We start from the raw sequence: 24715 nt of genomic DNA on the forward strand, positions 1-24715 counted from the left end.
CCCCCCTTAGGCTGCGTCTCGGAGGTACACCCATGAAGAAGCTTCTGATGATTCCCGCCGCAATGCTCCTCGGCACGGCGGCTGCGGCTCCCCGAATCAGCGCCCAGAGCATTATCGTCAACCCCACGCAGCCCAACCTGTCGGTCAGCGTGCGTGTGAACAAGGACACCAGCGGCAACGCCAACCCCACCTACCGCGTGGGCGAGAACATCTCGATCTCGACGAGCGTCAACCGCGACGCCTACGTCTACCTGTTCAACGTGGACGCCAACGGCGAAGTCACCCAGATCCTGCCCAACCGTCTTGGCGGCGACAACTTCGTCAAGGCGAACACCACCGTGACTTTTCCCCGTGCGGGCGCCAACTTCACCTTCACGGTCGGCGAAGACCTCGGCCTGAACAAGGTGCTGGCCCTCGCCAGCCTGACGCCGCTGAACCTCGACCAGCTCAGCTCCTTCAAGAGCCAGCAGGACCAGTTCGCCACCGTGAACGCCCGTGGCCAGCAGCAGCTCGCGCAGGCCCTGAGCATCGTGGTGAACCCCATTCCGCAAAACAGCTGGGTGACCGACACGGCCTTCTTCACGGTCGTCGGCCAGACCCCCGTGCAGACGGGCAGCCTGTTCGTGGGCACCAACGTCGCCAACGCCACCGTGACCCTCAACGGCCAGCGCCTCGGCAGCGCCAACACCACCTTCAGCAACCTCCGCCCGGGCACCTACCCGGTGCGCGTGCAGGCCCCTGGCTTCCGGGACTTCACCACGACCATCACCGTCCGGGCGGGCGTGACCACCAACCTGAACGTGGACTTCGCGCAGGCCGTGACCCCGGCCCCCGTGGTGAGCAACCAGTACACGCTGTCGATCCGCAGCAACGTGGCCGGTGCGCGCGTGTTCGTGGACGGGCGCGAGGTCGGCACCATCCAGGGCGGCACCCTGAGCGTGTCCGTGCCGCGTGGCAGCGTCGAGGTCGTGCTGATCGCCCCCGGCTACCGCACCTTCGTGAACACCTACAACGTCACCCGCAACAGCCAGATCACCATCACCCCCGCCCGCTAAAGCCGCGAGGGACCAGCCCAGACCCCCACCCGCCGCGGTGGGGGTTTTGGTTTGCCCTTACGGCCCCTCGCCCAGCAGGTCGTGCAGCACCCGCGCCGTCATGCCCCAGATGTCGTGCCCGCGCCAGGGATAGCGGTAGAGGGGCACCCGTTCTCCGCCCGGCAGGGTGCGCGTCTCGCGGACCAGGGGAGCGGCCCGCAACTCGCTCAGCGTGGGGAGCAGCAACTCGGCCACCTCCGCGCTGAGGGTGAGCCGGAGTTCTGCGGGGATGCGGGCCAGGATGGGCGTGACATGGAAGCCGACCGGGGTGAACACGTCGTCGAGTTCGCCCAGCACGGTCACGTCGGCGGGGGAGAGGCCCACCTCCTCCTCGGCCTCACGTAGGGCCGCCTGCACCGGGGTTTCGCCAGGGTCGAGGCTGCCCCCCGGAAAGCTGATCTGGCCCCGGTGGGTGGGCAGGTCCGCCGAGCGCACCGTGAGCAGCACGCGCGGGTCGGGCTCGCGGGTGAGGCCCACCAGAACGGCGGCGCGGCGAAAGTCGGGGAGGTGCAGCCGGGAGCGGGGACGCTGCCCGACCCACACCGCCCAGGGGTCCTCCAGCACGGCGCCGAGGGGATCGGGGGTGTCCGTCATTCTTCCTCCGGGTCGGGCAGGGCCAGCAGCCGCGCCTGGGTGTGCTCCCGCAGGGCGACCTCCGCGTCCACCCCCAGCGAGCGTGCCCAGGCGACGGCGGCGGCCAGCACCCCGGCCACGCCCTCGGCGGAATCGGGCGCGTTCTCCAGCGCTGCCCGGACCCCCCCGCGCCCCCCCTTGGCGGTTCCTGCCAGCTTCTGCGCCGCCGTCTCACGGGCCAGCGCCCCCAGCGCGGTGGGCACCCGGTCGGCGGCGCGGCGGGGTTGCCCTCCACGCTCGGCGGCCTTGATCGCCTGCCAGTTGACGACGACCTCGCCCGCATCCGCGACCTGCACGTCCCCGAAGACGTGGGGGTGCCGCCGCACCAGCTTCTCCACGATGCCGCGCTCCACGTCCGCGTAGCCGAAGGTGCCAGCCTCCTCCGCAATCACCGAATGGAAGGCGACTTGCAGCAGCACGTCCCCCAGCTCGGCGGCGAGCGCCTCGGGGCCTTCGGTGACGGCGTCCACGGCCTCGGCCGCTTCCTCCAGCAGGTAGGGGCGCAGGGACTCGTGGGTCTGCTCGCGGTCCCAGGGGCAACCGTCCGGGGCACGCAACCGGCGCAGGGTGGTCAGCAGCTCTTGCATGGGGGCCATGCTAGGGCGAATTGCCCGCCGGGTTCTGTCGCCTGGGCCGGGCCAGTTCGCACCTTCCGGTGAACGTGACGGCGGCACCCTCACCCCCGTTTCACCGTCCGTCAGGTGCGGCGTGCTGCACTGGGCCGCATGAAGAAAGTGCTTCTGCCGCTGGCCCTCGGTTCCCTGATGCTGTCTGCTGCCCCGGCGAACGCCCAGGCCGCGACCGCCTGGAACGCCCAGACCCTCTCGACCGCCCGCTACGCGATCCTGGCCCCCCAGATTCAGGGCAACCCCAACCTGCTCAGCGCCGAGCAGCGGGCGGGCATCCTGGCCGCGATGGGCCGTGACTCGGCCGGAGCGATCAAACGCCGCTATCCGGGGGCGACCATCGTCGCGGACCCGAATGCGCCCGGCGTCATCAAGGTCAGCCCCATCCTGATCGCGCCCGGAGCGCTGGTACCCTGGGCCAAGCTCACCGCCCGGCTGGACTTCGACCTCCCGGCAGGGCGGCGCGTCACCGTGCAGGACCAGTTCGGGCTGCTGACCCTGTGGCAACACCAGCACGACGCGGCGAACTTCCTGTACGACCAGCTTGTGCAGCGCCTGCCCTGAGCCCTTCAGGGAGAGGTGACGAGACGGTCCACGGCGCCCGTCCGGCTGACCTCGAAGAACGAATCCAAGCAGGCGGGCTCCCAGCATCTGAACTGGGAGCCCGCTTGCTTGGGCAAGCGTTACACGAACGCGCTGAAGCCCGTGATCGCCCTACCCACCACCAGCGTGTTGATCTCGTTGGTGCCCTCGTAGGAGTAGATCGCTTCCGTATCCGCGAAGTGCTTGGCGACCCCGTTTTGCAGCAGGATGCCGTTGCCGCCGAAAGTCTCGCGGGCCAGCGCGACTGTCTCGCGGCAGCGGGCCGCCGTGACCACCTTGGCGAGCGAGGCGTGCTCATCCTTCATCTCGCCCGCGTCGGCCATGTCCGAGAGCCGCAGCACCAGGGCCAGCATGCTCGTCACGTTGCCCAGCATATGCACGAGGTGGTTCTGGATCAGTTGAAACTCCCCGATGCGCTTGCCGAACTGCTCGCGGGTCTGCGCGTAGCCCAGCGCCAGCTCGTAGGCGCCCAGCGCACAGCCCACTCCCTGCCACGCCACGCCCGCCCGCGTGAGCCGCAGCACCTCGGCGGTCGTGCGCCAGCCGCGCACGGCTTGCAGGCGGTCGGACTCGGGCACCCGGCAGTCCTCCAGAAAGACGTGCCCGTTTTCCACGATCCGCAGGGCCGTCTTGCCCTCGATCTTCTCGACCCGGTACCCCGCCGTGCCCGCCCGCACGATGAAGCCGCGCACCTCGCTGCTCTCCTCGTCCCGCGCCCAGACCACGGTGAAGTCGCTGAAGGGCGAGTTGCCGATCCAGTACTTCTCGCCGTTCAGGACCCAACTGTCCCCGTCGCGGCGGCAGGTCGTGCGCATGCCCTGGCTGACCTGCGAGCCGCCCTCCGGCTCGGTGAGGCCGAAGGCACCGATGGCCTCCAGGTCGAGCATCTTGGGCAGCCATTCGGCTTTCTGTTCTTCACTGCCGCCCAGCGCGATGGAGGCGAAGGCCAGCCCCGCGTGCACGCCGAAGAAGACGGCGGTGGACACGTCCACCCGGCAGGCTTCCAGGGTGATCAGGCCCTCGACGAGGGTGGCGTCGGGCTTGCGGGTGCCGTCCTCGTTCCAGACCCGGCGCACGAGGTCGAGTTTGCGGAGTTCGGCAATCATCTGTTGGGGGAACTCGTCTCGGTTCCAGTACACGTTCATGATGGGGCGCACCTGATCGGTCATGAAGGTCCGCACCTGTTGCCGGACCTCCCGCTGCTCCGGGGTCAGGCGGTCAAGCTGACCGTAGAAGTCCCCGTCGGGCGCGGGCAGGTCGGCGGTGCGGCCCCCGCCGCCGCCCAGGGTGCGGGCGAGCTGCTTGAGCTGGCCGTCGTTGAGCTGCGACACGCTGGAGAGCAGGCCCGGCAGGTCCACCTTCTGCCCCAGCCGCTCAAGGGCGCCGAGGTCAAGGTGCGCGAGCATCGCCTGGAGGGTGGCTGGATTGGTCATGCCTTCTCTTGTACCCGGTGCAAGTTGTCCAGACTGGGGCCTTCCACCCCAGCTCCCATTCACCCGGCCTTGAGACTCGGCCCCCTGGCGGCGGCGGACGCGACAGCATGCGGGCGTGACCGCCCCCCTCCGGCCCACCCGCCCGCTGCCCACCCGGCCCGCCGGATACGTGGAACTCGCCCGCTACAGCAGCCTGGGCCGCTTCTGGACGTATCTGGCGAGTGCCGTGCGGGTGGGCCGCGAGGTGAAGGAGGTGCGCGGCGACCTCCCCGAAACGTGCCGCCGCCGCATCAGCGGGTACGCCCTGCCGGGCGCGGCCCTGCTCCTCGACGTACCGCGCGTGACCGAGGCGCTCGACGAGGGCTTTGTCGCCCATCCCGCCCTGATCGCCCTCCTCGCCGGGGACCCCGACCCCCTCCGCGCCGAGCTGAATGCCCACTACGAGCTGCGGCTGGACGCCGTGCTCGCCTTTACCGCTGCCCGCGACCTGATCGCCCGCCCGGAATTCCGCTTCGTGCCGCTGGTGCCCGGCCTCTCCGAGCTGCCCACCGACCTGCCTCTCCGCGCCCGCCGGATGGGCCGCGACGAGGTGCACGTGCTGGTGCAGCGGGCGTGTGGGTTGGCCTAGTGGAATGTGGTCAAGCCCCTCTCCACGCTCTCGCCAGCACGTTCCGCCCCTTTACCCATCGCTGTCCGTGCGCTTCTTGGGCTTGCTGGCCGCGAACTTCGCCAGCCGCGCTGTGACGGCCGGGGGCGTGTTGGTCAGCAGGTAGCGCGAGGCGGGGTTACGGCCCGCAAAGACGCCCACCCGGTTCAGCATCGTCCCGAAGAGGTCCTCGGGCATGTCGAGCGCTGGAGTCAGCCGCACCGTGCGCTTGGAGCTGAGGCTGAGGTTCGCCATCACGCCCGCCGCGTGCAGCTCGCGCAGGGCGAGGATGGCGGTCGCCTCGAAGACGATCTCCTTGAGGGGGCCGGGGAGCGGCACGCCCACCATCGGTCGGAACTGCATCGCCAGCAGCAGGCCCTGACCGCGCACACTCTCGAAGAGCCGGGGATACTCCTCTTGCAGGGCGTTCAGCCGCGCCAGTCCCAATTGGCCGAGGCGGGCGCTGCGGGCGGGCAGGTCCTGCTCGACGAGGTACTCCAGCGATTTGAGGCCCACCGCCATCGCCAGCGCGTTCCCGCCGAAGGTGTTGGAGTGCCGCTTGGAACTCAGGCCGCCCAGCATCTTCTTGTAGATCTCGTGCCGCACGATGGTCGCGCCCACCGCCGTCATGCCGCCGCCCAACGGCTTGGCAAGGGTCACGATGTCGGGGTCGAGGCCCTGCGCCGCCGACTCGAACCAGTGCCCGGTGCGCCCCAGCCCGGTCTGAATCTCGTCCGCGATGCAGACGATGCCGGAGCGGCGGCACAGCTCGCCCACCCCGCGCAGGAAGCCCGGCGGGGGGATATTCACGCCGCCCTCGCCCTGAATCGGCTCGACCACCACCGCAACCACCTTGTCCGGCCCCAGCCGCGTCACGAGCTGCTTCAGCGCGTCGAGGTCGCCGTAGGGACTCGTGACCGCCCCCGGCACCAGCGGCCGGAAGATGTCCTGATACTCCGGGTTGGGCGTGAGGCTGAGGCTCCCCAGCGTCTTGCCGTGGTAGCCGCTGGAAAAGGAGACGTAGTACTTCGCCTTCGGCCGCCACGCCTTGGCGAACTTCAGTGCTCCCTCGATGGCCTCGGTGCCGCTGGAGCAGAAGAAGACCTGCGAGTCGGCGTGCGAGGGCAGCTCGCGCGAAAGCAGCCGCACGAGGTTGGTCTGGAGGGCCGCCCGCCACGATGAGCTGGACTGCTGCGGCAGACTCAGCGCCCGGTTCCGGTCCAGAAACTCGTGCAGGAAGCTGGTGATGACGGGCGGCATGTCCCCGAACGGCACCGCCGCGTACCCCGACGCGTTGATGCGCCGCACGCCGTGCTCGTCCTCCATCTCCCAGGGCGACACTCTGTAAAAAGGTCCGGCGAGGTCCAGCAGGCCCAGGCCGTACAGCAGTTCCTCGTTGCCGTACCGCATGTCCAGCGTCCGCACCTGCGCGGCACTGAGGCGTTCATCAAGCACGTCCCCGGCGCGGATGAAGCCCGCTGGGAGTGGGGCGGGGGTATGGGAAGTCACGCGCGGCAGTCTAGCGCCGCTGCGGGGCGGCTCCGAGGCGGTCAGTCAGGTCCCGCGCCAGCTGTGGATTTGCTCCCCGCAGTCCCGGCACCCGTTCGCTGAGGTCCTGCATCCAGTTCCACGCCTCGGCATACAGCATCTCCAGCTCGTCCAGCCGCCCGGTCAGGAGAGCGTATCTTTCCAGCGTCTCCTGGCTCAGCTCCCACTCCGCCCGGCGCGAGGCCGTGAGCCAGTGCTCGGTGTTCCCCTCCGCCAGCCGTGCCAGCCGCAGCAACCCGCCGCGCACCCACCACATCAGCTCCAGCGCCCGCACCCGCTCGCCGCGCTCCAGCACGTTCACGCCGAAGACCAGCCCGTTCAGCAGGCGGTCGTGGATGAGTTGTGCCGCCGTTTCCGGTTGCGGCCGATCCTTTGCCACCAGCGCCGCGAGGTGGGCGGCGAGGCGGCCGCCTTGGTCCTTGAGCAGCATGGCGGCGGGGTCCATGTGCTCGTTGGGCCAAGCTTCCACCTGCGAGAGCGCGGTCTCCGGCTCGGCGTGCAGTTCGACCCGGATCAGATCGTCCATCACGGCATTCGGCGTCCCGAAGTCGTTCGCCACGAAGTGCCGCACCGGGGCGACTGCGTTCAGCCAGGCCCGCACGTCGAAGTTGGGCAGGTCGGCGGGCGCCAGGAACACGTAATACTCCAGGTCGCTGAAGGCGTCGGCGGTGCCCTGGGTGAAACTGCCGTAGGCGAGGGCGTGCCCGATGCGTCCGTCTCGCAGGATCGCGGCGCGGATGGCCCGGTCGAGGTCGCGCTGCGCGGGGGTGACGGGACGGTGGGGAGGCATAGCGCGAGTGTAGCCGCCCCTCAATCCACGTCCACGCCCAGCCCCGGCTCCTGCCACAGCGCCACCATCCGCCGCACCTGTTCCGGCAGATTGCGCCCCAGCGACAGGGGTGGGAGGTCACCCGGCGCGAACCAGCCGCTGTCCAGCGTCTCGGTGTTGTCGGGGTGGGCGGCCACGTCCTCCAGCAACTCGCAGGCGATAAAGACCTTGTACACGGCCCACAGGTCGGGCGGGTGCGGGTGCTTGTCCTTGTCGAGTAGCGCCAGCAGCCTCACGGCCCGGACCCCGCGCCCGGTTTCTTCCCGCACCTCGCGCACCGCGACTTCGCGGGGGCTGTCGCCGGGGTCGGCCCAGCCACCGGGGAGGCTCCACAGCCCGTCGGCCCGCTCGCGCGTGAGCAGCACCTCGCCCGCCGCGTTCAGCACGATGGCCCGCACGTCCACCTTGGGCGTCAGATACCCGCGCTCGATGGTCAGCAGGCTGTGAACCTCCTCCGGCGTCTGCCCGGTGCCTTCAGCCAGCAGCTCTGCGGTGAGCGCGAGCAGACGCTCGAAGCGTTCGCGGTCGTAGGGGTCGCGCGTGTAGGTCAGCCCGGCCTGGGCGATTGCTTGGAGTTCGCGGAGCTGGACGAGGGAAGGCATGGCCGAGCGTATATCCTCGCCCCATGCGTCTGGTCCGAATCGCACACGGCGGCACCCCTTCCTGGGGCGAACTCGAAGGGGCCACCGTGCACCTCACGCGCGGCATGGCGGGCGAGCGGACGGGGGAGACGGTGGCCCTCTCCGCCGCGACCCTGCTCGCCCCCGCCGAACCCAGCAAGATCGTCTGCGTGGGCCGCAACTACGTCAACCACATCAAGGAACTCGGCAACGACACGGGCGAACTGCCGAAGGAACCCGGCATCTTCCTGAAGGGGCCGAACGCGCTGGCCGCCGAGGGCGAGACGGTGGCCTACCCGGAGTGGACCGAGAACTTCCACTTCGAGGGCGAACTGGCGCTGGTGATCGGGCGGCAGGCGCGGGACCTCACCCCGGAGAACGCGCTGGACTCCGTGGCTGGATACACCTGCGGCCTCGACCTCACCGCCCGCGACCGCCAGAAGACCGACCTGCAATGGTTCCGCGCCAAGGCCGCCGACCGCTTCTGCCCGCTGGGGCCGTGGCTGGAGACAGACTTTGACCCCGCCGACGTGCGTGTGATGACGCGAATCAATGGCAAAACGCGGCAGGACGGTCGAACGAGCCACATGATTTTCGACGTGCCCACCATCCTGACCTACCTCACCCGCTACGTGACCCTGGAACCCGGCGACGTGGTGCTCACCGGGACGCCGGAGGGCGTCGGCCCCCTCTCGCGCGGGGACACGGTGGAGGTCGAGGTGGAGGGCATCGGCGTGCTGACCACCCGCATCGGGTAGCCCGGCACGATTCCCCCGCCCGCCCCCGCGCTAGCCTGGGGCGTGTCCCACAACCCGCTCCCCTCCCGCGTGCTGACGCTCGCGCTCTCGCTGTCCCTGGGGCTGGCGGGCGCGAGTCCGGCGACCGACCTGTACGGGTCGGCGACCCAGGCCCTGGAAACGCGCTACTTCGGCTGGGCGACCGCCGACCGCGCCGACCTCACCCGGCGCTACGCCGACGTGCTGGCCGAGCGCTGCGCCCCCCAGGGCGACGCCTGCGACTACGCCACCGCCCGCGCGGTGCTGGGCGACCTCCTGACCGAACTCGGCGACCCCCACACCAACGTCCGCGACCCGGAGGGGGCCGAGCGGCTGCGCGAGGTCAGCGAGAACCGCGCCGTGCCCCGAACGGGCCTGCGGACGGCGCGGGTGGTGGGCGGCCTCCTCGTCGTCTCGGTGACCCCCGGCAGTCCCGCCGACCTCGCGGGCGTGCGCCGCTTCGACCTCCTGACCCGCGTGAACGGCGAGGTGCCCGGCAAGGACGCGGCGGGCAAGAACCTCCCGCTCGGCCCGAACGAGTTCGTCACGCTGGAGCGCCGCGCCGCCCCCATTCCCGTGACCCTACGCCGCGCCGGGGTGCCCGACCGCGACCTCACCCTGGAGACGGCCCCGCTGCAAGCCCGCGACGAGCCGACGCTGAGCTGGGTGGACGCGGAGGGCGCGGGCCGGGTCGCCGTCATCGACTTTCCCAGCTTTCTGCCGCAGGACAGCTCCGAGTTGTTCCTGAAGCGGCTGACTGAGGCGAGGGTAGGCGGGGCCTCGGCGCTGGTCGTGGACCTGCGCTACAACGGCGGCGGCTCACTGGGCGAGTGCGTGGCGGCGGCGAGCGTCTTCGCGCCCGTGGTCTACCAGTCGCGCTGGGAGGGGGGAACCTCCAGCTATGGGGGCGTGCGTGGGGAAGAGGTGCGGGCGGCGGTGGCGCGGACGGCGGCCCCAACCCTGAACGTGTGGCGCGGCCCGACGGCGGTGCTGGTGGGACCGGGCACGGCCTCCTGCGCCGAGGTCTTCTCCCACTTCGCGCGGGGGGCGGGGGCGGTCGTGGTCGGAGAGGCCACGCGCGGCGTAGGCAACAGCGGGGTGCAGTTCCTGCCGCTGCCGGGCGGGCACCTGCTGTCGCTCACCGTGCTGCGGGCCTTTGACGCGGCGGGCCAGCCCCTGCCCGCGTCCCTTACGCCCGACGTGGCGGCCCCCACCGACCTCGTGGCACTCACCACGCGGGGCGAGGACACCACGCTCTCGGCGGCCTTGCAGCAGCTCGCGGCAGTGGGTGGCGGGCCGTGAGGTTTGGGGCAACCCAGATGGTGACCCTTCGCCGCGTTTCCTGGCTTCGGCGGCCCATAGACTAGACTTCAGGCAGGTCTCCCCGTTTCCTTTCCGCGCCGCCCTGCCCGGCACCCCTTCTTGAACCCCGCACGACTTCGCCCATCCCACTTTCGGAGACCGACACAGGGGGGAGCCTCCATGAACCGATACGACGACCGCGCCCGCCTCGTGTTCCACTACGCCCGCGAAGAGGGCAACCGCCTCGGGCACGCGATGGTGGGTCCCGAACACCTGCTGCTCGGCCTGATGCGCGAAGGCGGCACCGCCGCGACCATCCTGACCGAGTTCGGCGCCAGCCTCGACGGCCTGCGCCGCCGGGTCGAGGAGATCATCGGCCGGGGCGAGGGCAACCGCCTCAACGACGCCCCTTCCATCACCCCCCGCGCCCGCCGGGTGATGGAACTCGCCTCCTCGGAGGCCCGCAACCTCGGTGCCCAGGTGACCTCCACTGAGCACATCCTCCTCGGCATCATCCGCGAGGGAGATGGGGTGGCCTTCCGCATCCTGCAGGAGCTCACCAAGGACGTGGACACCATCCGCTGGCGGGTGCTCGCGCAGGGCGAGGGCGGCACCGGGGGCAAAGCGGCCAAGCCCGTCGCCACCCCCTTCCTCGACGAGTACGGCCGCGACCTCACCCAGCAGGCCCGCGAGGGCAAGCTCGACCCGGTGATCGGCCGCTCGGAGGAGATCCGGCGCGTCACCCAGATCCTGACCCGGCGCACCAAGAATAATCCCGTCTTGATCGGTGACCCCGGTGTGGGCAAGACCGCCATCGTGGAGGGCCTCGCGCTCGCCATCCACGAGAAGCGCACGCCGCCCAACCTGCATGGGGTGCGGCTGGTCAGCCTCGACCTCTCGGGCGTCGTGGCCGGGACCAAGTACCGCGGCGAGTTCGAGGAGCGGTTGCGCCAGATCATTGAGGAGCTGCGCAACGCCAAGGTGATGGCCTTTATCGACGAGTTGCACACCCTGGTGGGCGCGGGCGGCGCGGAGGGCACCCTCGACGCGGCGAATATCCTCAAGCCCGCCCTCTCGCGCGGTGAGATTCAGGTCATCGGCGCGACGACCACGGGCGAGTACCACCGCTACATCGAAAAGGACGCCGCGCTGGAGCGCCGCTTCCAGCCGGTGATCGTGCTGGAACCTAGTCCCGCCGAGACGCTGCAGATTCTGCGCGGCCTGCGCCCCCGTTATGAGGAGCACCACGGGGTGCAGATTCCCGAGCAGGCGCTGGAACTCGCCGTCCGTATCGGCGAACGCTCGCTGCCGGGCCGCAATTTTCCCGACAAGGCCATTGACCTGATCGACGAGGCCGCCAGCCGCGTCCGCCTCAACATGAGCGTGGGCCTGCCGGTCGCGGAGACGGAAGACGGCGAACCCTACGTCACCCGCGAGGACATCGAGAGCGTCATCAACTCGATGGGCGGCGTGTACTCCGAGGAGTCGGCCGCGCAGCTCACCGACCTCGAAACCCAGCTCACCGATCAGGTCTACGGCCAGCCCGACGCGATCAAGGCGCTCTCCAGTGCGCTCCGCCGCGCCCGTGTGGGCCTGGGTGGACGCACCCGTGTGGCGGCCAGCTTCCTGTTCGTCGGTCCCAGCGGGGTGGGCAAGACCCACCTCGCCAAGGCACTCGCGCGGACGCTGTTCGGGTCCGAGCGCAGCCTGATCCGGGTGGACATGAGCGAGTTTCAGGAGTCGCACTCCATCTCCAAGCTGATCGGCTCGCCTCCCGGCTACGTGGGCTTCGAGCAGGGCGGGCGCCTGACCGAGGCTGTGCGCCGCCAGCCCTTCAGCGTGATCCTGCTTGACGAGATCGAGAAGGCGCACCCGGACGTGTACAACACCTTCCTGCAGGTGCTGGACGACGGCCGCCTCACCGACGGCCTGGGCCGCACGGTGGACTTCCGCCGCACGATCATCATCATGACCAGCAACACGGGCTTCAACGTCAACCCGACGGTGGGCTTCAGCCCAGTCACGCCCGACAACAACGCGCCGCTGCGGCACATCTTTACCCCGGAGTTCCTCGACCGCCTCGACGACGTGATTCGCTTCAAGCCGCTGGGCGAGGAGGAACTCGTGCGGGTCGCGCAGCAGCTCCTGGGCGAGATGCGCGAGGAACTTGCCAGCCGCGAGCTGAACGTGACCTTCGACCCGGCCATCGCCGCGTGGCTGGTGGGCAAGCTCAAGGCCCGCAGCCCCAAGCACGCGGTGGGCAGCAGCCGCCAACTGCGCACCCTGGTCCGCGAGGAACTCGAAGACCCGCTGGCCCTGGAACTGCTCGGGCACGCGGGCGAGGAACTGCGCGTCGTGCTGGGCGAGGACGGCATCCAGTTCGAGCGCGGAATGACCGCGCCGCCGCAGATTCTGGCCTGAGGGTCATTCTCACGGGGCGGAGGCTTTTGGTCTCCGCCTCCTGCGTGTGGCCCTACTCCGGGCACGGTGCTGTCCGGGCTGAGCCGCTAGCATGCCTTTCTATGACCAAGAGCATCGCCGCCTTTCAGGACGAACACGGCCGCATCACCGGCTGGCCCTCCGACCGCCGCCGGGCGCACCAACTCGCCATCCTCGATCACCTCACGGGCCTCTTCGAGCCGGGTCGCCGCTACTCGGAGGACGAGGTCTCGGCGTTGCTGCACGACCACAGCACGCTGGAAGACCCCTCCGTGCTGCTGACCGAACTGGTGGACAGGGATTATCTCGCCACCGGGGACGGGGGCTACTGGCGGGCGGACGCCAGGCCCAACGGGTAGGCCGCGTGGCGAGAGTCACGACCAAGTACGTCTGCACCTCCTGCGGCTACCAGTCGGCCAAGCCGCTGGGCCGCTGCCCGAACTGTCAGGCCTGGAACTCCTTCGAGGAGGAGGTGCCCACGGTCGCCACCGGCAAGGCCCGGCCGGGCGGCGCGGGGGGCTACGGCGGCGTCACAGGCGGCAAGCTCACCCCACTGTCGGGCGTGGGGCGGCGCGAGGAACCCCGCACGCCCACGGGCATCCCCGAGCTCGACCGGGTGCTGGGGGGCGGACTGGTCGCGGGCGGCGTCACCCTGATTGGCGGCGAACCCGGCATCGGCAAGAGCACCCTGCTGCTGCAAGTGGCCGACCGCCTCGCCCGGCAGGGGCAAACGGTGCTCTACGTCGCGGGCGAGGAATCGCTGGAGCAGATTCGCCTGCGGGCCGACCGCCTCGGCGTGACGGCCGAGATTCAGCTCACCCGCGACACCCGCGCCGAGCACGTCGCCGCGCTGATGGCCGAGCATAGGCCCGCCCTGTGCATCGTGGACTCCATCCAGACGGTCACCGTGGAGGGCGACGGCACTCCCGGCGGCGTGGCGCAGGTGCGCGAGGGGACGGCCCTGCTCACCCGCGCCGCCAAGGAGACGGGCACCGCGACCGTCCTCGTCGGCCACGTCACCAAGGAGGGCACTGTCGCCGGACCGAAGGTGATGGAACATATCGTGGACACCACCGTCTTTCTGGAGACGGTGGGGGCCTTCCGCCTGCTGCGGTCGGTGAAAAACCGTTTCGGCCAAGCCGGGGAACTCGGCGTCTTCGAGATGCGGGGGGAGGGGCTGGTTGCGGTGGAGAACCCCTCGGCCGCCTTTCTCGCTGAGCGGCCCATCGGCGTGCCCGGCAGCGTCGTCGCGGCGACCATCGACGGCCAGCGGCCCATGCTGCTGGAGGTGCAGGCCCTCGCCAGCAAGACGCCCTACCCGAATGCCCGCCGGGTGGTCGTGGGCCTGGACCCGCGCCGGGTGGATGTGGTCCTCGCGGTGCTGGAGCGGCGGCTGGAGCTGACCCTGGGCGGGCTGGACGTGTACGTGAACCTCGCGGGCGGCCTGAAGGTGCCTGACCCCGGCCTTGACCTCGCGGTCGCGCTCGCCGTGTACTCGGCGGTCGTGGGCCGGGCGCTGCCGGACAACGTGGCGGTCTTCGGGGAGGTCGGGCTGGCGGGTGAGGTCCGCTCGACCCAGGGCGCCCTGCGCCGCGCCGAGGAGGCGACCCGCGCGGGCTACCGCCAGCTCATCGTGCCGCCCGGCCTGGACGGGCGCGAGGGGGTTCGCAGCGTGGAGGAAGCGGTGGGGCTGGTGTGGAAATCGGGCGCCTGAATGGCCCCGCCCCGCGCACATACAGGTTTGCTCAAGGCACCGTCATCTCTCCCGTCTGGAGGATGCGTCACACTGCTCCTCATGAAGAAGAACGTGCTCAAGACCCTGACCCTGGCGGCCGTGCTGGCCCTTCCCGTGACGGCATACGCCCAGACCGACGGCAGCGAAGGCGAAACCACCGGCACCAACGCCCCCGCCGAGGCCACCGACTCTGCCACCGACTGGGGCTGGCTGGGCCTCGCCGGAATCCTGGGCCTCGCCGGGCTGGGGGGCAAGCGCTACACCCAGACGGTCGTGAACACCAGCAACACGACCCGCCGCTAAGCCGAACAAATGAAGCCGCCGCCCCACGTAGGGGCGGCGGCTTTGTCCTGCCTCAGTTCAGCACACCCGTTTCGAACCGGAACCCCTGCCCGTCGTAGTCCACCGTCAGGCTGCTGCCGTCGGTGACGTGGCCGGAGAGAATCTCGCGCGCGAGTGGCGTCTCGATCTCGCGGGCGATGGCCCGCTTGAGGGGCCGGGCACCGAAGGCGGGGTCATACCCGATCTGCGCGAGGCGGTCCTTGGCCGTGTCGGTGAGGTGCAGGGCGACCCGGCGCTCGGCCAGACGCCGCCGCAGGCCCTGGGTCTGGATGTCCACGATGCGGTGCAGGTCGGCCGGGGTCAGCGCGTCGAACACGATGATGTCGTCCACGCGGTTGAGGAACTCCGGCCGGAACTCGCCGCGCAGTTCCTCCATCACGGCCTCGCGGATCGCGTCGGCGCTCTCGCCCCGGTGCTGCATTTCCAAAATCAGTGGCGAGCCGATGTTGCTCGTCAGGATGATCAGCGTGTTGCGGAAGTCCACGGTGCGGCCCTGGCCGTCCGTCAGGCGTCCGTCGTCCAGCACCTGAAGCAGCACATTGAACACGTCGGGGTGCGCCTTTTCGATCTCGTCGAGCAGGATCACCGCATAGGGGCGGCGCCGCACGGCTTCCGTAAGCTGGCCGCCTTCCTCGTAGCCGACGTAGCCGGGAGGCGCCCCGATCAAGCGGGCCACCGTATGCTTCTCCATGTACTCGGACATGTCGAGGCGGACCATCGCGTCCGCAGAGTCAAAGAGGAACTCGGCGAGCGCCTTCGCCAGCTCGGTCTTGCCCACGCCCGTCGGCCCCAGGAACATGAAGCTGCCCAGCGGCCGGTTGGGGTCGTTCAGGCCCGCGCGGGCGCGGCGGATCGCGTCGGCCACACTCACGATGGCGCGGTCCTGGCCCACCACCCGGCTGTGAAGCTGTTCTTCGAGGTGCAGCAGCTTCTCGCGCTCGCCCTCCATCAGCTTGCTCACCGGGATGCCCGTCCAGCGGCTCACGACGGCGGCGATGTCCTCTTCCGTCACTTCCATGTGGGCGAACTCGGCGCTCTTCAGGTGGCGCTCCAGCTCCTGCACTTCCCGCTCCAGTTGCGGCAGGGTGCCGTACTCCAGCTCGGCGGCTCGCGCGAGGTCGTACTCGCGCCGCGCCTTTTCGATCTCGGTGCGGACCCCGTCGAGCGCCTCGCGCTTCTCGCGCAGGGCCTGGACTTCGCCGCGCTCGGCCTCCCAGCGGCTGCGGACCTCACTCAGCTCGTCGGTGACGGCCTTGAGAGATTCCTCGATGTCCAGCAGCCGGTTCTGCGAGTCCTGGTCCTTCTCGCGCTTCAGGGCCTCGCGTTCGATCTCCAGTTGCAGCTTGCGGCGCTGAAGCTGGTCGATGCGCTCGGGGCTGGACTCCAGCGCCATCCGCAGCCGGGCCGCCGACTCGTCGATCAGGTCGATAGCCTTGTCAGGCAGTTGGCGGTCGGAGATATAGCGGTGCGAGAGCTGCGCCGCGGCCACCAGCGCGGGGTCGGTGATCTCCACGTTGTGGTGAACCTGATACCGCTCCTTGATGCCGCGCAGGATGGAGATGGTGTCCTCCACGCTGGGTTCGTCCACGAAGACGGGCTGGAAGCGCCGCTCCAGGGCCGGGTCCTTTTCGATCTCGCGGTACTCGTCGAGGGTGGTCGCGCCGATCAGGTGCAGTTCGCCACGGGCCAGCGCGGGCTTGAGCATGTTACCCGCGTCGGGGCTGCCCTCCGTCTTGCCTGCCCCCACGATGGTGTGAATCTCGTCGACAAAGAGGATGACCTCGCCCGCCGACTGCACCACCTCGTCGATCACGGCCTTGAGGCGTTCCTCGAACTCGCCCCGGAACTTGGCCCCGGCGAGCAGGCTGCCCATCTCCAGCGAGACGATGCGCTTGTTTCTAAGGCCCTCGGGCACGTCGCCCTTCACGACCCGGATGGCGAGGCCCTCGGCGATAGCGGTCTTACCGACGCCGGGTTCCCCGATCAGCACGGGGTTGTTTTTGGTGCGCCGCAGCAGAATCTGCATCACGCGGCGAATCTCCTCGTCGCGGCCGATCACGGGGTCGAACTTGCCGTCGCGGGCACGCTGGGTCAGGTCGGTCCCGTACTTCTCCAGCGCGTCGAATTGCTGTTCAGAGGTCTTGGTGGTCACGGTCTTTCCTTTCCGGGCGTCTGTCACGGCCTGGCGCAGCGCGGCTTCGGATGGGAGGCTGGGAGTGCGGCTCTCTCCCCGCAGCGCGAGCAGCAGAGTGTCGGCGGCAATAAAGGCGTCGCCCAGCGCCTGCGCTTCCTTTTCGGCCGCTTGCAGGGCACGGCCCAGCGCGGGGTCGAGGTACAGGTTTTCGCCCCCACCCTGCACGCGCGGGAGTTTGGCGAGTTCGGCGTCCAGCGCGGAGCGGATGGCCGAGGGGTCACCCCCCGCCGCCCTGACCGCGCGGGCGGCGGTGTCGTTGTCGAGCAGTCCCCGCAGGACGTGGGCGACGGTCAGGGTCTGTTGGTGGTTGGATTGTGCGAGTTGTTGGGCGGCGGCCACGGCTTGCAGCGCCGCTTCGGTGAAGCGTTTGGGATTCAAGGAAACCTCCTCAAGTGCTCCCATTGTGCGACTTGAGTGTGGTCGTGTCAAGTTTCTAGAGTCTTGAATTGGGTGAGGTGCGCCCCGGTCATCGGCCCGACGGAATGAAGCGCCCACCCTCCGCCCGCGTGAGCAGCCCGCCCACGAATTCCCCCATCCCCTCAGCGGTGATCGGCTGCCCGGCGAGCGTCCCCGTGCCGCGCACCGGCCCTTCCCAGTAGGCGACCGAGGTGTTGCGCGAGAGGAGTTCCTGCTCGTCTCGCAGAGGCTCCAGACTCAGCGTCAGGTCCGGCGCGGTGACCTGCCAGGTCAGCACGTAGTCGCGCCCGCTGGGGCTGCGCCAGGTGCGGCCCGGCGTCATCGTGACGCCTGGAACCTCCCGCGCCACGCCCGCCGCGTCTACCCGCGAGGCGGCGACCTGCACGACCTGGCCCGCTGCGTTCCGCACCCGGTAGAGCATCAGGTCCGAGCCGTCCGAGAGGTGCAGCCCGAACCAGTCCCAGCGGGCCTGGGCGCCGGGCTGCTGGTCGCCCCACTGGTGGTCGAGCCAGGCTGGCCCGGTCGCCGTCCTCGCCCCGGCCCCCGAGACCACCATCGTCCCCGCCACGTCCATCCGGGTGACGCTCTGGTAGTACAGCCGCCCCACCTCCGGCGTGCCCGAGTACCCCGGCGGATGCACCACCGGCCCCTTGCGCGGTGTGAGCGTCAGGTTCAGCGGCCCGGCCCGCAGGGTATACACCTCGCCTTCCTGCCGCAGCCGCCACTCGCCCTGTTCGACCCTGAGGGGCGGAAAGCCGAAGCGGGCCTGCTGCGCCTCATTCTCGTAGAAGTTGAGCTGTCCGGTGCGTAGGTCCGTGACCGCCACATGCCCGGCGTGATAGGGAATGCCCCGGTAGTTCACCTTGAACTGCGCCCAGTGAAAGGCCAGCCCCGACTCCGGCAGGTAACCTGAGACGTACCACCACTCCATCGGCGCATTTTTCGCGCCCAGGTCGGCGGGCGCCGGGAGCCGCGCCGGGTCGAACGCCTGCGGCGGGGGCAGGCAGGCCGAGAGCAGGGCCGGGAGTAAGGCCGCCGCGCCAGCGTGAAGGAGTCGCATGGTTGACCTTACCCGCCCACGGTCGGGGCAGAGGTGGGAAGGGCCATGAACCGGGTGCAAAGAAGGAGGGCCGCCCCCCACACGGAAAGGCGGCCCTGAGCTGCTGGATCTACTCGTCGCCGAGGTACGCCTTACGGACCGTCTCGTCGCGGGCGAGTTCGGCCGCCGCCCGGCTGAGACGAATCTCACCCGTCTGCAGAACGTAGCCGTGGTGGGCAATGCCCAGCGCCATGCTCGCGTTCTGCTCGACCAGGAGGATGGTGGTGCCGCGCTCGCGGTTGAGCATCTGGACGATGTCGAAGATGGCCTCTACAAAGAGGGGCGACAGGCCCATGCTGGGCTCGTCCAGCAGCAGCAGCCGGGGGTTGACCATCAGGGCGCGGGCAATCGCCAGCATCTGCTGTTCGCCGCCCGACATGGTGCCGCCGAGCTGGTTCTCGCGCTCCCTCAGGCGCGGAAACAGCGCGAAGCCTTCCTGAATGCGCTGCTCGATCAGCCCCCGGTCGGTGACCGAGTAGGCGCCGACCTCCAGGTTCTCGCGCACCGTGAGCTGCGGAAAGATGCGGCGGCCCTCGGGCACGTGGCTCATGCCCCGCCCCAGCAGGGTGTGGGCGGGCACGCCGGTCACGTCCTGCCCCGCGTAGACGACCTGCCCCGCCCGCGGCTTCATCATCCCGCTGACCGTGCGCAGGGTGGTCGTCTTGCCCGCCCCGTTGCCGCCGATCAGGGCGACGATCTCGCCCTCCTTGACGGTCATGTCCAGCCCCTTGAGGGCATGAATCTGGCCGTAGTAGGTGTGCACCCCGCGCAGCTCCAGCAGTGGGGCCGCGCCCGTCTCATGGGCGGTCATCTGGCCTCCTTGCCGTAGTCCCCGGCCGCCGCGCCGCGCCCCAGGTAGGCTTCCATCACGGCGGGGTCGTTGCGGACCTGATGGGGCAGGCCCTCGCTGATCTTGGTGCCGTAGTCCAGCACCGTGATGTTTTCGGACAGGGTCATCACCAGCCGCATGTCGTGTTCGATCAGCACCACCGTCACGCCGAGGTCGTCGCGGATGGCGCGGATCAGGGCCTTGAGGTCCTCGGTCTCGCGGGGGTTCATGCCCGCCGCCGGTTCGTCGAGCAGGATCAGCTTCGGGGTGGTCGCCAGGGCGCGGGCGATCTCCAGCTTGCGCTGGTCGCCGTAGGGGAGGTTGGTCGCCAGTTCGCCCCTCCACTTGCCCAATCCCACGAACTCCAGCATGATCCGCGCCGTCTCGCGGGCCTCGCGCTCGGAGTCGTGGAAGCCGCGCGTGTGCAGCACGGCGTCGAGGAAGGTGGCCTTCAGGCGGCTGTGCCGTCCCACCATGATGTTTTCCTCGGCCGTCATGGAGGAAAAGAGCCGGATGTTCTGGAAGGTGCGGGCGATCCCGGCCGCCGCCACCTGGTCGGGGCGCAGGCCGATCAGCTCGCGCCCCGCCAGCCGGACGCTGCCGCGATCGGGTGCGTAAATGCCCGTGATCAGGTTGAAAAAGGTGGTCTTGCCCGCCCCGTTCGGCCCGATCACCGAGATGATTCCCCCCTGCGGAACCCCGAAGGTCACGTCGTTGACGGCCGTCAGTCCCCCGAAGGTCTTGGTGAGATGCTGCACGTCGAGAATGAGGGGCGTGCTTCCCGGATAGGCCGTCACTTGGCTCCTCCCGCCGGTTCGTCTTCCTTGCGCGTTTCCAGGCCGGGGCTGAACACGTCGCCCCCGCCTCCCGTGAGCGCGGGGCCGGTGCCCTTGACGCTGTCGTCTTCCTGGTTGTCCTGCCCGTGCAGTTCCAGCGTGCGGCGTCGGCTGGGCAGCAGCCCTTCGGGGCGCAGCAGCATCATGGCGACCAGAATCGCCCCGAAGATCAGGCGCTGGAGCTGCCCCGGATTGGCCTGCTGCGGAATCCAGCTCAGGCCCGCCGTCGCCTCGCCCAGCCCCGGCAGGATGCGCAGGTTGAGCAGCGTCACCACCGCCGCTCCCAGGATCACGCCGGGAAAGGACCCCATCCCGCCCAGAATCACCATGCTCAGCACGCCGATGGACTGGAAGAGGTTGAAGCTCTCGGGAGAAACGAAGGTCTGCTTGGCCGCGAAGATCATGCCCATCGCGCCCGCGAAACTCGCGCCGGTCGCAAAGGCGATCAGCTTGGTCTGCACCAGCGGCACGCCCATCGCCTGCGCCGCGACCTCGTCGTCACGGATGGCGATCCAGGCCCGCCCGATGCGCGAGCGGTCCAGCCGCACGTTCACCAGCAGGATCAGCGCCACCATGACCAGCGAGAGCACGTACAGGAAGAGCAGGCCGTACTGGTCCTCCGCGAAGCCCAGCCGCGCCGCCAGCGTGTCGAACCAGCCCACCGACGCGCTCTTGATGGGCGTGATGCCCTGCGACCCGGCCGAGTACAGGTCGAGGTTGTTTGCCAGCACCCGGATGACTTCCCCCAGCCCCAGCGTGATGATGGCGAGGTAATCACCCTTGAGCCGCAGCACCGGCAGGCCGATCAGCACGCCCACGACCGCCGCCGCGAAGACACTGAGCGCCAGAAACAGCCAGAAGAAATTTGGGTCGATGCCGGTCGCCAGCCCGCTGATGCCCTCAGCCGTCAGCAGCAGGATGCTCCGCGCGACCAGCACCATCCCGGCCACGCCCGCAAGCGCGAGCAGCACCCGGCTGAGGTTCAGCAGCGCTCCGCGCACGTTCCGGCCCCGGCTCTCGCCATACGCCAGGTACAGCAGCCCCACCCCGACCGGGACCAGCCCCAGCCCCAGTGCGGCCGTGCTCCAGGGACGCTCGCCCAGGGTGAACAGCGCCCGCCCCGCGAAAAAGAACCCCACCCATCCGGCGACGAGCAGCAGCGTCAGCCCCCAGGCCCCCGCTCCCGACAGGTCGTCGGCCCGGCGGCGCTGGAGCGCCAGATAGCCGCCCAGCCCGGCGAGCAGGGTCACTCCTCCCAGCACGGCGGTGGCGGCCGCATTTGCCCCCGGATTCTCCGTGAAGTAGCGCCCGATCTCCGCGAAGCGCGGGCTGGCGAAGATGCCCCAGGTATACGCGCCCACCGCAAAGAACGCCACGTACCCCAGGTCCAGCAGCCCCGCGAGGCCCACCACGATGTTCAACCCCAGCGCGAGCGCCGCGAAGATCATGATCTGGATGCTCAGGTCGAGCAGCGAGGTGTCCTCCTGCCCGGCCCACGGCAGGATCAGGAGCAGGCTGCCCAGCCCGACGAGCGCCTTGGCCCAGGGCGCGGCCCGCCACAGGTACGCGAACAGCACGTTCGCCAGAAAGAGCGACACGACGATCGCTTCCACGATGGGATTGCGCAGCAGCGTTCCCAGGCCGCCCAGGGTGTCGAGCAGCGCCCGGTTGTGCGAGACGAGCAGCAGCGCACTCGTGACCACGAAGATCAGCAGCAGCAGCCCGGTGCGGTCGGGGGCCGGGGCCACCCGGCGCGGGGCTATCGGGTTGGCGGCCGTCATACCTTCTCCACGTTGCTCTTGCCGAGCAGGCCGGTGGGCTTGAAGATCAGGATCAGCACCAGGACGATAAAGGCCCCGATGCGCTGGTAGGAGGCGTCAATCGCTTCCAGGTTGGCGACTCCCAGCAGCCCGCCAAAGATGTTCGTCACGCCGATCAGGTTCTGAATGATGCCCAGCGTCAGCCCGCCCAGCACCGCGCCGGGAATCGAGCCGATGCCGCCCAGTACGGCGGCCGTAAAGGCGATGATGCCGGGGTCGAAGCCCGAGTAGGCATTGACCGTCCCGAACTTCATCCCGAACAGCACGCCGCTGATGCCGCCCAGCGCCCCGCCGATCAGGAAGGTCGCGCTGATCATGCGGTTCGAATCGATGCCCATCAGTCCGGCGGTCACGCGGTCTTGCGCCACGGCGCGAATCGCCTTGCCCAGCCGGGTGCGGTTGACCAGGTAGTTCAGCACCGCCAGGCTCAGCAGCGACACCGCGATCAGGATCACGTCCTTGAGTTGCAGGTCCAGGCCGATCGTCCGCAGGGCGTTGCCCAGGGCCACGCAGCTGCTGCCCTCGCCGCAGAACTTGCCCGAAAAGCCCTCGGGCAGCGTGTAGGTCAGGTCGAAGCGGCCCTGGAAGCCCTCGATCAGCCGCAGCACGTCCTGCAAGACCAGCGACACGCCGATCGCTGTGATCAGCGGCACCAGCTTGGGCGCGTTCCTGAGGGGACGGTAGGCCAGGCGCTCGATCAGCACGTTGAGCAGCCCCGAGATCACCATCGCCGCCAGCAGGGCGATCAAGAGCTTCAGGTACCCGTTCATGGGGCTGGGCGTCAGCACCCGGAAGACCTCGAAGCCCACGACCGCGCCCGTCACGAACACCTCCGAGTGGGCGAAGTTGATCAGTTGCAGCACGCCGTACACCATGGTGTACCCCAGCGCGATGATCGCGTACACGAAGCCCAGCACGAGGCCGCCCGCGATCACGTTCACGAGAAACGGCAGCAGTGTGGCGAGATCCAAGGTCTTTGCTCCTTTCGGGAAGGGTGCCCCACCAAGGGGGCAGGAAGAAGGCGGAGAAACGGAACAGCGGAAGCCCGCAGGGGCCGCCCGCACGTTAGCGCGTCAGATCACATTTGGTTCCCGGTCCGGGTGGGGGAGAACCAGACAAGAGGAATGCGGGAAACAACAGCGAGGGGGCCGGGCACCTGCGGCCCAGCCCCCAGTGCAGTGGGGTCCCTGCTCCCAGCGTTCGCCCGGTGTTACTGGCGGGCGGGACGAACGGGCAGGCGGGCCGAGAGGCGGTACTTGCCGCCCTGCACGTTCATCACGTAGAGGGTCGCGCTCTTGCGGTCGCCCACGCTGTTAAAGGCCACGTTGCCCGAGAGCAGCCCGCTGAAGTTGCCCTTGCGGATCGCCGACTCGACCTGCGTGCGGCTGGGCACCTTGTTGCCGTTGGCCTTGTGCGCGGCCAGGATGCCCTGCAGCACGACCTTGGCGGCGTCGTAGCCAAAGGCCGCGAAGCCCTGGGCCTGATCCTTGAAGGTCTTCTGGAAGTTGGCGGCAAAGGTCTTGGCCGCCGGAAGCGCGTCGATGGGCGCGGCCACGGTCGTGAAATAGATGTTGGTGGCGCCCTTGCCCGCGATGGTCGCGAGTTCGGAGCTGTCCATCCCGTCGCCGCCCATCACCGGCGTGGTAATCCCAGCTTCCCGGAGCTGCTTGATAAACACGCCGATCTGGTTGTAGATGCCGCCGAAGTAGATGGCGTCAGGGCGCTGGAGGCGGATCTTGGCGATGATGGAGGAGAAGTCGCTCTTTTCTTCCGTGCCCTCGTTGCCCACGACCTGCACGCCCTTGGCCTTGAGCGCCTTTTCCACTTCCTTGGTCAGGCCCTCGCCGTACGCGGTCTTGTCGTTGAGCAGGTAGACCTTCTTGGCCTTGAGGTTGTCGGTCAGGAAGTTCGCGCCCGCCGGACCCTGCGCGTCGTCACGGGCGACGATGCGGTTCATGTTGCTGAGCCCACGGTCGGTCACGTTGTTCGCGGTGTTCGCCGGGCTGACCATCGCCACGCGGCTGGACACCAGCGCCTGGCTGCTGGGAATCGCCACGCCCGAATTCAGGGTGCCCACGACCGCGAGGATGGAGCGGTCGGCGGCGATCTTGCGGGCCTGCGCGGTCCCGGTCGCGGGGTCGGCCTGGTCGTCGTAGGCGGTGAGCTGGAGGTTCATCCCCAGCTTCTGGAACTGCGCCTTGTACTCGTTCACGGCGAGCTGGGCGCCGTTGCGAATCTGGGTGCCAAGGTCGCTCTGCCCGCCGGAGAGCGGAGAGAGCGTGGCGATCTTGACGGTGGTCTGGGCGCTGGCGCTTCCCAGGGCGAGGGCGGCCAACACGGACAGGCTCAGGGCGGTGCTCTTCATGCTTCCTCCAGGGGATCTGCGCTTTTATGGGCGCGGTTGTCGGGTGGCCTGATTGTAGGGATGGTTAAAGGGGAAGTCAACGCGCCGCTCATCATCGGACGACCGCGAATACCCAAAAGCTAGGGAGTAGTGGAAAAGAAATTGCTTGAGTCCTCCCAACCTAGCAACTCCATTTCAGCACCAGGGCGATTGACCCATCCGTGACGTAGCTGTGATTGATCTTCGGCTACCCTGGCCGCCTCCGCAGCCAGCAGGTTCGTGGGCCTTGCAGGAAGGGTTGGGTGGCGTCCGGCCAGATGGAGCAGGGGCGGTGACCGCTGGGCCGGAATCCGGAGCAGCGGGCGGTGCTCCGCAGCGTCCCCTCCCCGAGTCTGTTCAGTTCGCACAGGACCCCCGTCCTTTGGCCCCTCTGTGCGGGCTACCCCCCTCATTGCGGTGCGCCGTTGGGTTGAGGAGACAGAAAGCGCCCCTTCAGCGCCTCTCCGACCCCTCTCCATGACGGAGCCTCGCTCCCCTCGGGCCGGACCAG

At 69.3% G+C, this 24715-nt stretch carries 22 protein-coding genes; 9 read left to right on the forward strand and 13 right to left on the reverse strand.

Annotation, left to right across the window (positions count from 1 at the left end):
- Window positions 1–32: 32 nt before the first annotated feature.
- Entirely contained in the window at window positions 33–1055 is a 1023-nt protein-coding gene (locus tag L1280_RS02855; RefSeq protein ID WP_253580533.1) for a DUF4384 domain-containing protein, read from the forward strand.
- A 57-nt stretch (window positions 1056–1112) separates the two neighbouring features.
- Here L1280_RS02855 and L1280_RS02860 read toward each other — a convergent pair whose 3' ends face one another.
- Both L1280_RS02860 and L1280_RS02865 read right to left on the reverse strand, forming a co-directional pair.
- Complete coding sequence (locus tag L1280_RS02860) at window positions 1113–1688, reverse strand: CoA pyrophosphatase (protein ID WP_253580534.1); 576 nt, start codon at window positions 1686–1688, stop codon at window positions 1113–1115.
- Window positions 1685–2314, reverse strand: coding sequence for a MazG family protein (locus L1280_RS02865; RefSeq protein ID WP_253580535.1), 630 nt, complete (start codon window positions 2312–2314; stop codon window positions 1685–1687). Before L1280_RS02865 ends, L1280_RS02860 begins: the two co-directional genes overlap by 4 nt.
- 138 nt (window positions 2315–2452) lie before the next feature.
- On the opposite strand from L1280_RS02865, the gene L1280_RS02870 reads away from it, so the two are divergent.
- Window positions 2453–2917: a hypothetical protein gene (locus L1280_RS02870; protein WP_253580536.1), complete on the forward strand. Its 465-nt coding sequence runs from the start codon at window positions 2453–2455 to the stop codon at window positions 2915–2917.
- 119 nt (window positions 2918–3036) lie between these two features.
- Here the strand turns inward: L1280_RS02870 and L1280_RS02875 are convergent, their stop codons facing one another.
- A complete protein-coding gene (locus L1280_RS02875) occupies window positions 3037–4389 on the reverse strand; it encodes an acyl-CoA dehydrogenase family protein (protein WP_253580537.1) in 1353 nt (450 codons plus the stop codon).
- A gap of 115 nt (window positions 4390–4504) precedes the next feature.
- Between L1280_RS02875 and L1280_RS02880 the strand changes: the two genes are divergently transcribed.
- Entirely contained in the window at window positions 4505–5017 is a 513-nt protein-coding gene (locus L1280_RS02880; protein ID WP_253580538.1) for a hypothetical protein, read from the forward strand.
- Window positions 5018–5068: 51 nt separating this feature from the next.
- Here the strand turns inward: L1280_RS02880 and L1280_RS02885 are convergent, their stop codons facing one another.
- The 3 genes from L1280_RS02885 to L1280_RS02895 all read right to left on the reverse strand — a co-directional run bounded on the left by L1280_RS02885 (window position 5069) and on the right by L1280_RS02895 (window position 8014).
- Window positions 5069–6445 (reverse strand): aspartate aminotransferase family protein, encoded by a 1377-nt coding sequence (locus L1280_RS02885; protein WP_256487982.1) that lies wholly within the window; start codon window positions 6443–6445, stop codon window positions 5069–5071.
- Window positions 6446–6554: 109 nt separating this feature from the next.
- Window positions 6555–7373, reverse strand: coding sequence for a hypothetical protein (locus L1280_RS02890; protein WP_253580540.1), 819 nt, complete (start codon window positions 7371–7373; stop codon window positions 6555–6557).
- Between the two features lie 20 nt (window positions 7374–7393).
- Window positions 7394–8014, reverse strand: a complete 621-nt coding sequence (locus tag L1280_RS02895; RefSeq protein WP_253580541.1) for an NUDIX hydrolase — start codon at window positions 8012–8014, stop codon at window positions 7394–7396.
- Between the two features lie 23 nt (window positions 8015–8037).
- Between L1280_RS02895 and L1280_RS02900 the strand changes: the two genes are divergently transcribed.
- The 6 genes from L1280_RS02900 to L1280_RS02925 all read left to right on the forward strand — a co-directional run bounded on the left by L1280_RS02900 (window position 8038) and on the right by L1280_RS02925 (window position 14587).
- Window positions 8038–8790, forward strand: a complete 753-nt coding sequence (locus L1280_RS02900; protein ID WP_253580542.1) for a fumarylacetoacetate hydrolase family protein — start codon at window positions 8038–8040, stop codon at window positions 8788–8790.
- Window positions 8791–8832: 42 nt separating this feature from the next.
- Complete coding sequence (locus L1280_RS02905; RefSeq protein WP_253580544.1) at window positions 8833–10110, forward strand: S41 family peptidase; 1278 nt, start codon at window positions 8833–8835, stop codon at window positions 10108–10110.
- 180 nt (window positions 10111–10290) lie between these two features.
- On the forward strand, window positions 10291–12531 hold the full coding sequence (locus L1280_RS02910; RefSeq protein WP_253580545.1) for an ATP-dependent Clp protease ATP-binding subunit: 2241 nt from the start codon (window positions 10291–10293) through the stop codon (window positions 12529–12531).
- Between the two features lie 101 nt (window positions 12532–12632).
- The gene (locus tag L1280_RS02915; RefSeq protein WP_253580546.1) at window positions 12633–12908 is read left to right on the forward strand and encodes a DUF2087 domain-containing protein; all 276 of its coding nucleotides are present in this window, start codon (window positions 12633–12635) and stop codon (window positions 12906–12908) included.
- Window positions 12909–12913: 5 nt separating this feature from the next.
- Complete coding sequence (gene radA / locus L1280_RS02920; protein WP_253580547.1) at window positions 12914–14263, forward strand: DNA repair protein RadA; 1350 nt, start codon at window positions 12914–12916, stop codon at window positions 14261–14263.
- 81 nt (window positions 14264–14344) lie between these two features.
- Window positions 14345–14587: a WGxxGxxG family protein gene (locus L1280_RS02925; protein ID WP_104990642.1), complete on the forward strand. Its 243-nt coding sequence runs from the start codon at window positions 14345–14347 to the stop codon at window positions 14585–14587.
- Between the two features lie 52 nt (window positions 14588–14639).
- On the opposite strand, the gene clpB is transcribed toward L1280_RS02925, so the two are convergent.
- The 7 genes from clpB to L1280_RS02960 form a co-directional block, all read right to left on the reverse strand.
- Window positions 14640–17198 (reverse strand): ATP-dependent chaperone ClpB, encoded by a 2559-nt coding sequence (clpB, locus tag L1280_RS02930; RefSeq protein ID WP_253580548.1) that lies wholly within the window; start codon window positions 17196–17198, stop codon window positions 14640–14642.
- An 88-nt stretch (window positions 17199–17286) separates the two neighbouring features.
- Window positions 17287–18297, reverse strand: a complete 1011-nt coding sequence (locus L1280_RS02935; protein WP_253580550.1) for a lipocalin family protein — start codon at window positions 18295–18297, stop codon at window positions 17287–17289.
- A gap of 109 nt (window positions 18298–18406) precedes the next feature.
- On the reverse strand, window positions 18407–19147 hold the full coding sequence (locus L1280_RS02940; RefSeq protein WP_253580551.1) for an ABC transporter ATP-binding protein: 741 nt from the start codon (window positions 19145–19147) through the stop codon (window positions 18407–18409).
- The gene (locus L1280_RS02945; protein ID WP_253580552.1) at window positions 19144–19962 is read right to left on the reverse strand and encodes an ATP-binding cassette domain-containing protein; all 819 of its coding nucleotides are present in this window, start codon (window positions 19960–19962) and stop codon (window positions 19144–19146) included. The genes L1280_RS02940 and L1280_RS02945 overlap by 4 nt, the downstream gene beginning before the upstream one ends.
- Entirely contained in the window at window positions 19959–21782 is a 1824-nt protein-coding gene (locus L1280_RS02950) for a branched-chain amino acid ABC transporter permease (RefSeq protein ID WP_253580554.1), read from the reverse strand. The genes L1280_RS02945 and L1280_RS02950 overlap by 4 nt, the downstream gene beginning before the upstream one ends.
- The gene (locus tag L1280_RS02955) at window positions 21779–22792 is read right to left on the reverse strand and encodes a branched-chain amino acid ABC transporter permease (protein WP_253580556.1); all 1014 of its coding nucleotides are present in this window, start codon (window positions 22790–22792) and stop codon (window positions 21779–21781) included. The genes L1280_RS02950 and L1280_RS02955 overlap by 4 nt, the downstream gene beginning before the upstream one ends.
- 239 nt (window positions 22793–23031) lie before the next feature.
- A complete protein-coding gene (locus L1280_RS02960; protein WP_253580558.1) occupies window positions 23032–24186 on the reverse strand; it encodes a branched-chain amino acid ABC transporter substrate-binding protein in 1155 nt (384 codons plus the stop codon).
- Window positions 24187–24715: the final 529 nt, after the last annotated feature.

The organism is Deinococcus sp. HSC-46F16 (assembly GCF_024171495.1).
In the GTDB taxonomy this organism is placed as follows: domain Bacteria; phylum Deinococcota; class Deinococci; order Deinococcales; family Deinococcaceae; genus Deinococcus.

Coding starts and splice junctions, on each gene's coding strand:
- L1280_RS02935 (WP_253580550.1), bottom strand. CDS start 18,297: ATGCGACTCCTTCACGCTGGCGCGGCGGCCTTACTCCCGGCCCTGCTC.
- L1280_RS02940 (WP_253580551.1), bottom strand. CDS start 19,147: ATGACCGCCCATGAGACGGGCGCGGCCCCACTGCTGGAGCTGCGCGGG.
- L1280_RS02860 (WP_253580534.1), bottom strand. CDS start 1,688: ATGACGGACACCCCCGATCCCCTCGGCGCCGTGCTGGAGGACCCCTGG.
- L1280_RS02915 (WP_253580546.1), top strand. CDS start 12,633: ATGACCAAGAGCATCGCCGCCTTTCAGGACGAACACGGCCGCATCACC.
- L1280_RS02950 (WP_253580554.1), bottom strand. CDS start 21,782: ATGACGGCCGCCAACCCGATAGCCCCGCGCCGGGTGGCCCCGGCCCCC.
- L1280_RS02875 (WP_253580537.1), bottom strand. CDS start 4,389: ATGACCAATCCAGCCACCCTCCAGGCGATGCTCGCGCACCTTGACCTC.
- L1280_RS02910 (WP_253580545.1), top strand. CDS start 10,291: ATGAACCGATACGACGACCGCGCCCGCCTCGTGTTCCACTACGCCCGC.
- L1280_RS02870 (WP_253580536.1), top strand. CDS start 2,453: ATGAAGAAAGTGCTTCTGCCGCTGGCCCTCGGTTCCCTGATGCTGTCT.
- L1280_RS02925 (WP_104990642.1), top strand. CDS start 14,345: ATGAAGAAGAACGTGCTCAAGACCCTGACCCTGGCGGCCGTGCTGGCC.
- L1280_RS02855 (WP_253580533.1), top strand. CDS start 33: ATGAAGAAGCTTCTGATGATTCCCGCCGCAATGCTCCTCGGCACGGCG.
- L1280_RS02865 (WP_253580535.1), bottom strand. CDS start 2,314: ATGCAAGAGCTGCTGACCACCCTGCGCCGGTTGCGTGCCCCGGACGGT.
- L1280_RS02890 (WP_253580540.1), bottom strand. CDS start 7,373: ATGCCTCCCCACCGTCCCGTCACCCCCGCGCAGCGCGACCTCGACCGG.
- L1280_RS02885 (WP_256487982.1), bottom strand. CDS start 6,445: ATGCGGTACGGCAACGAGGAACTGCTGTACGGCCTGGGCCTGCTGGAC.
- L1280_RS02895 (WP_253580541.1), bottom strand. CDS start 8,014: ATGCCTTCCCTCGTCCAGCTCCGCGAACTCCAAGCAATCGCCCAGGCC.
- L1280_RS02900 (WP_253580542.1), top strand. CDS start 8,038: ATGCGTCTGGTCCGAATCGCACACGGCGGCACCCCTTCCTGGGGCGAA.
- L1280_RS02960 (WP_253580558.1), bottom strand. CDS start 24,186: ATGAAGAGCACCGCCCTGAGCCTGTCCGTGTTGGCCGCCCTCGCCCTG.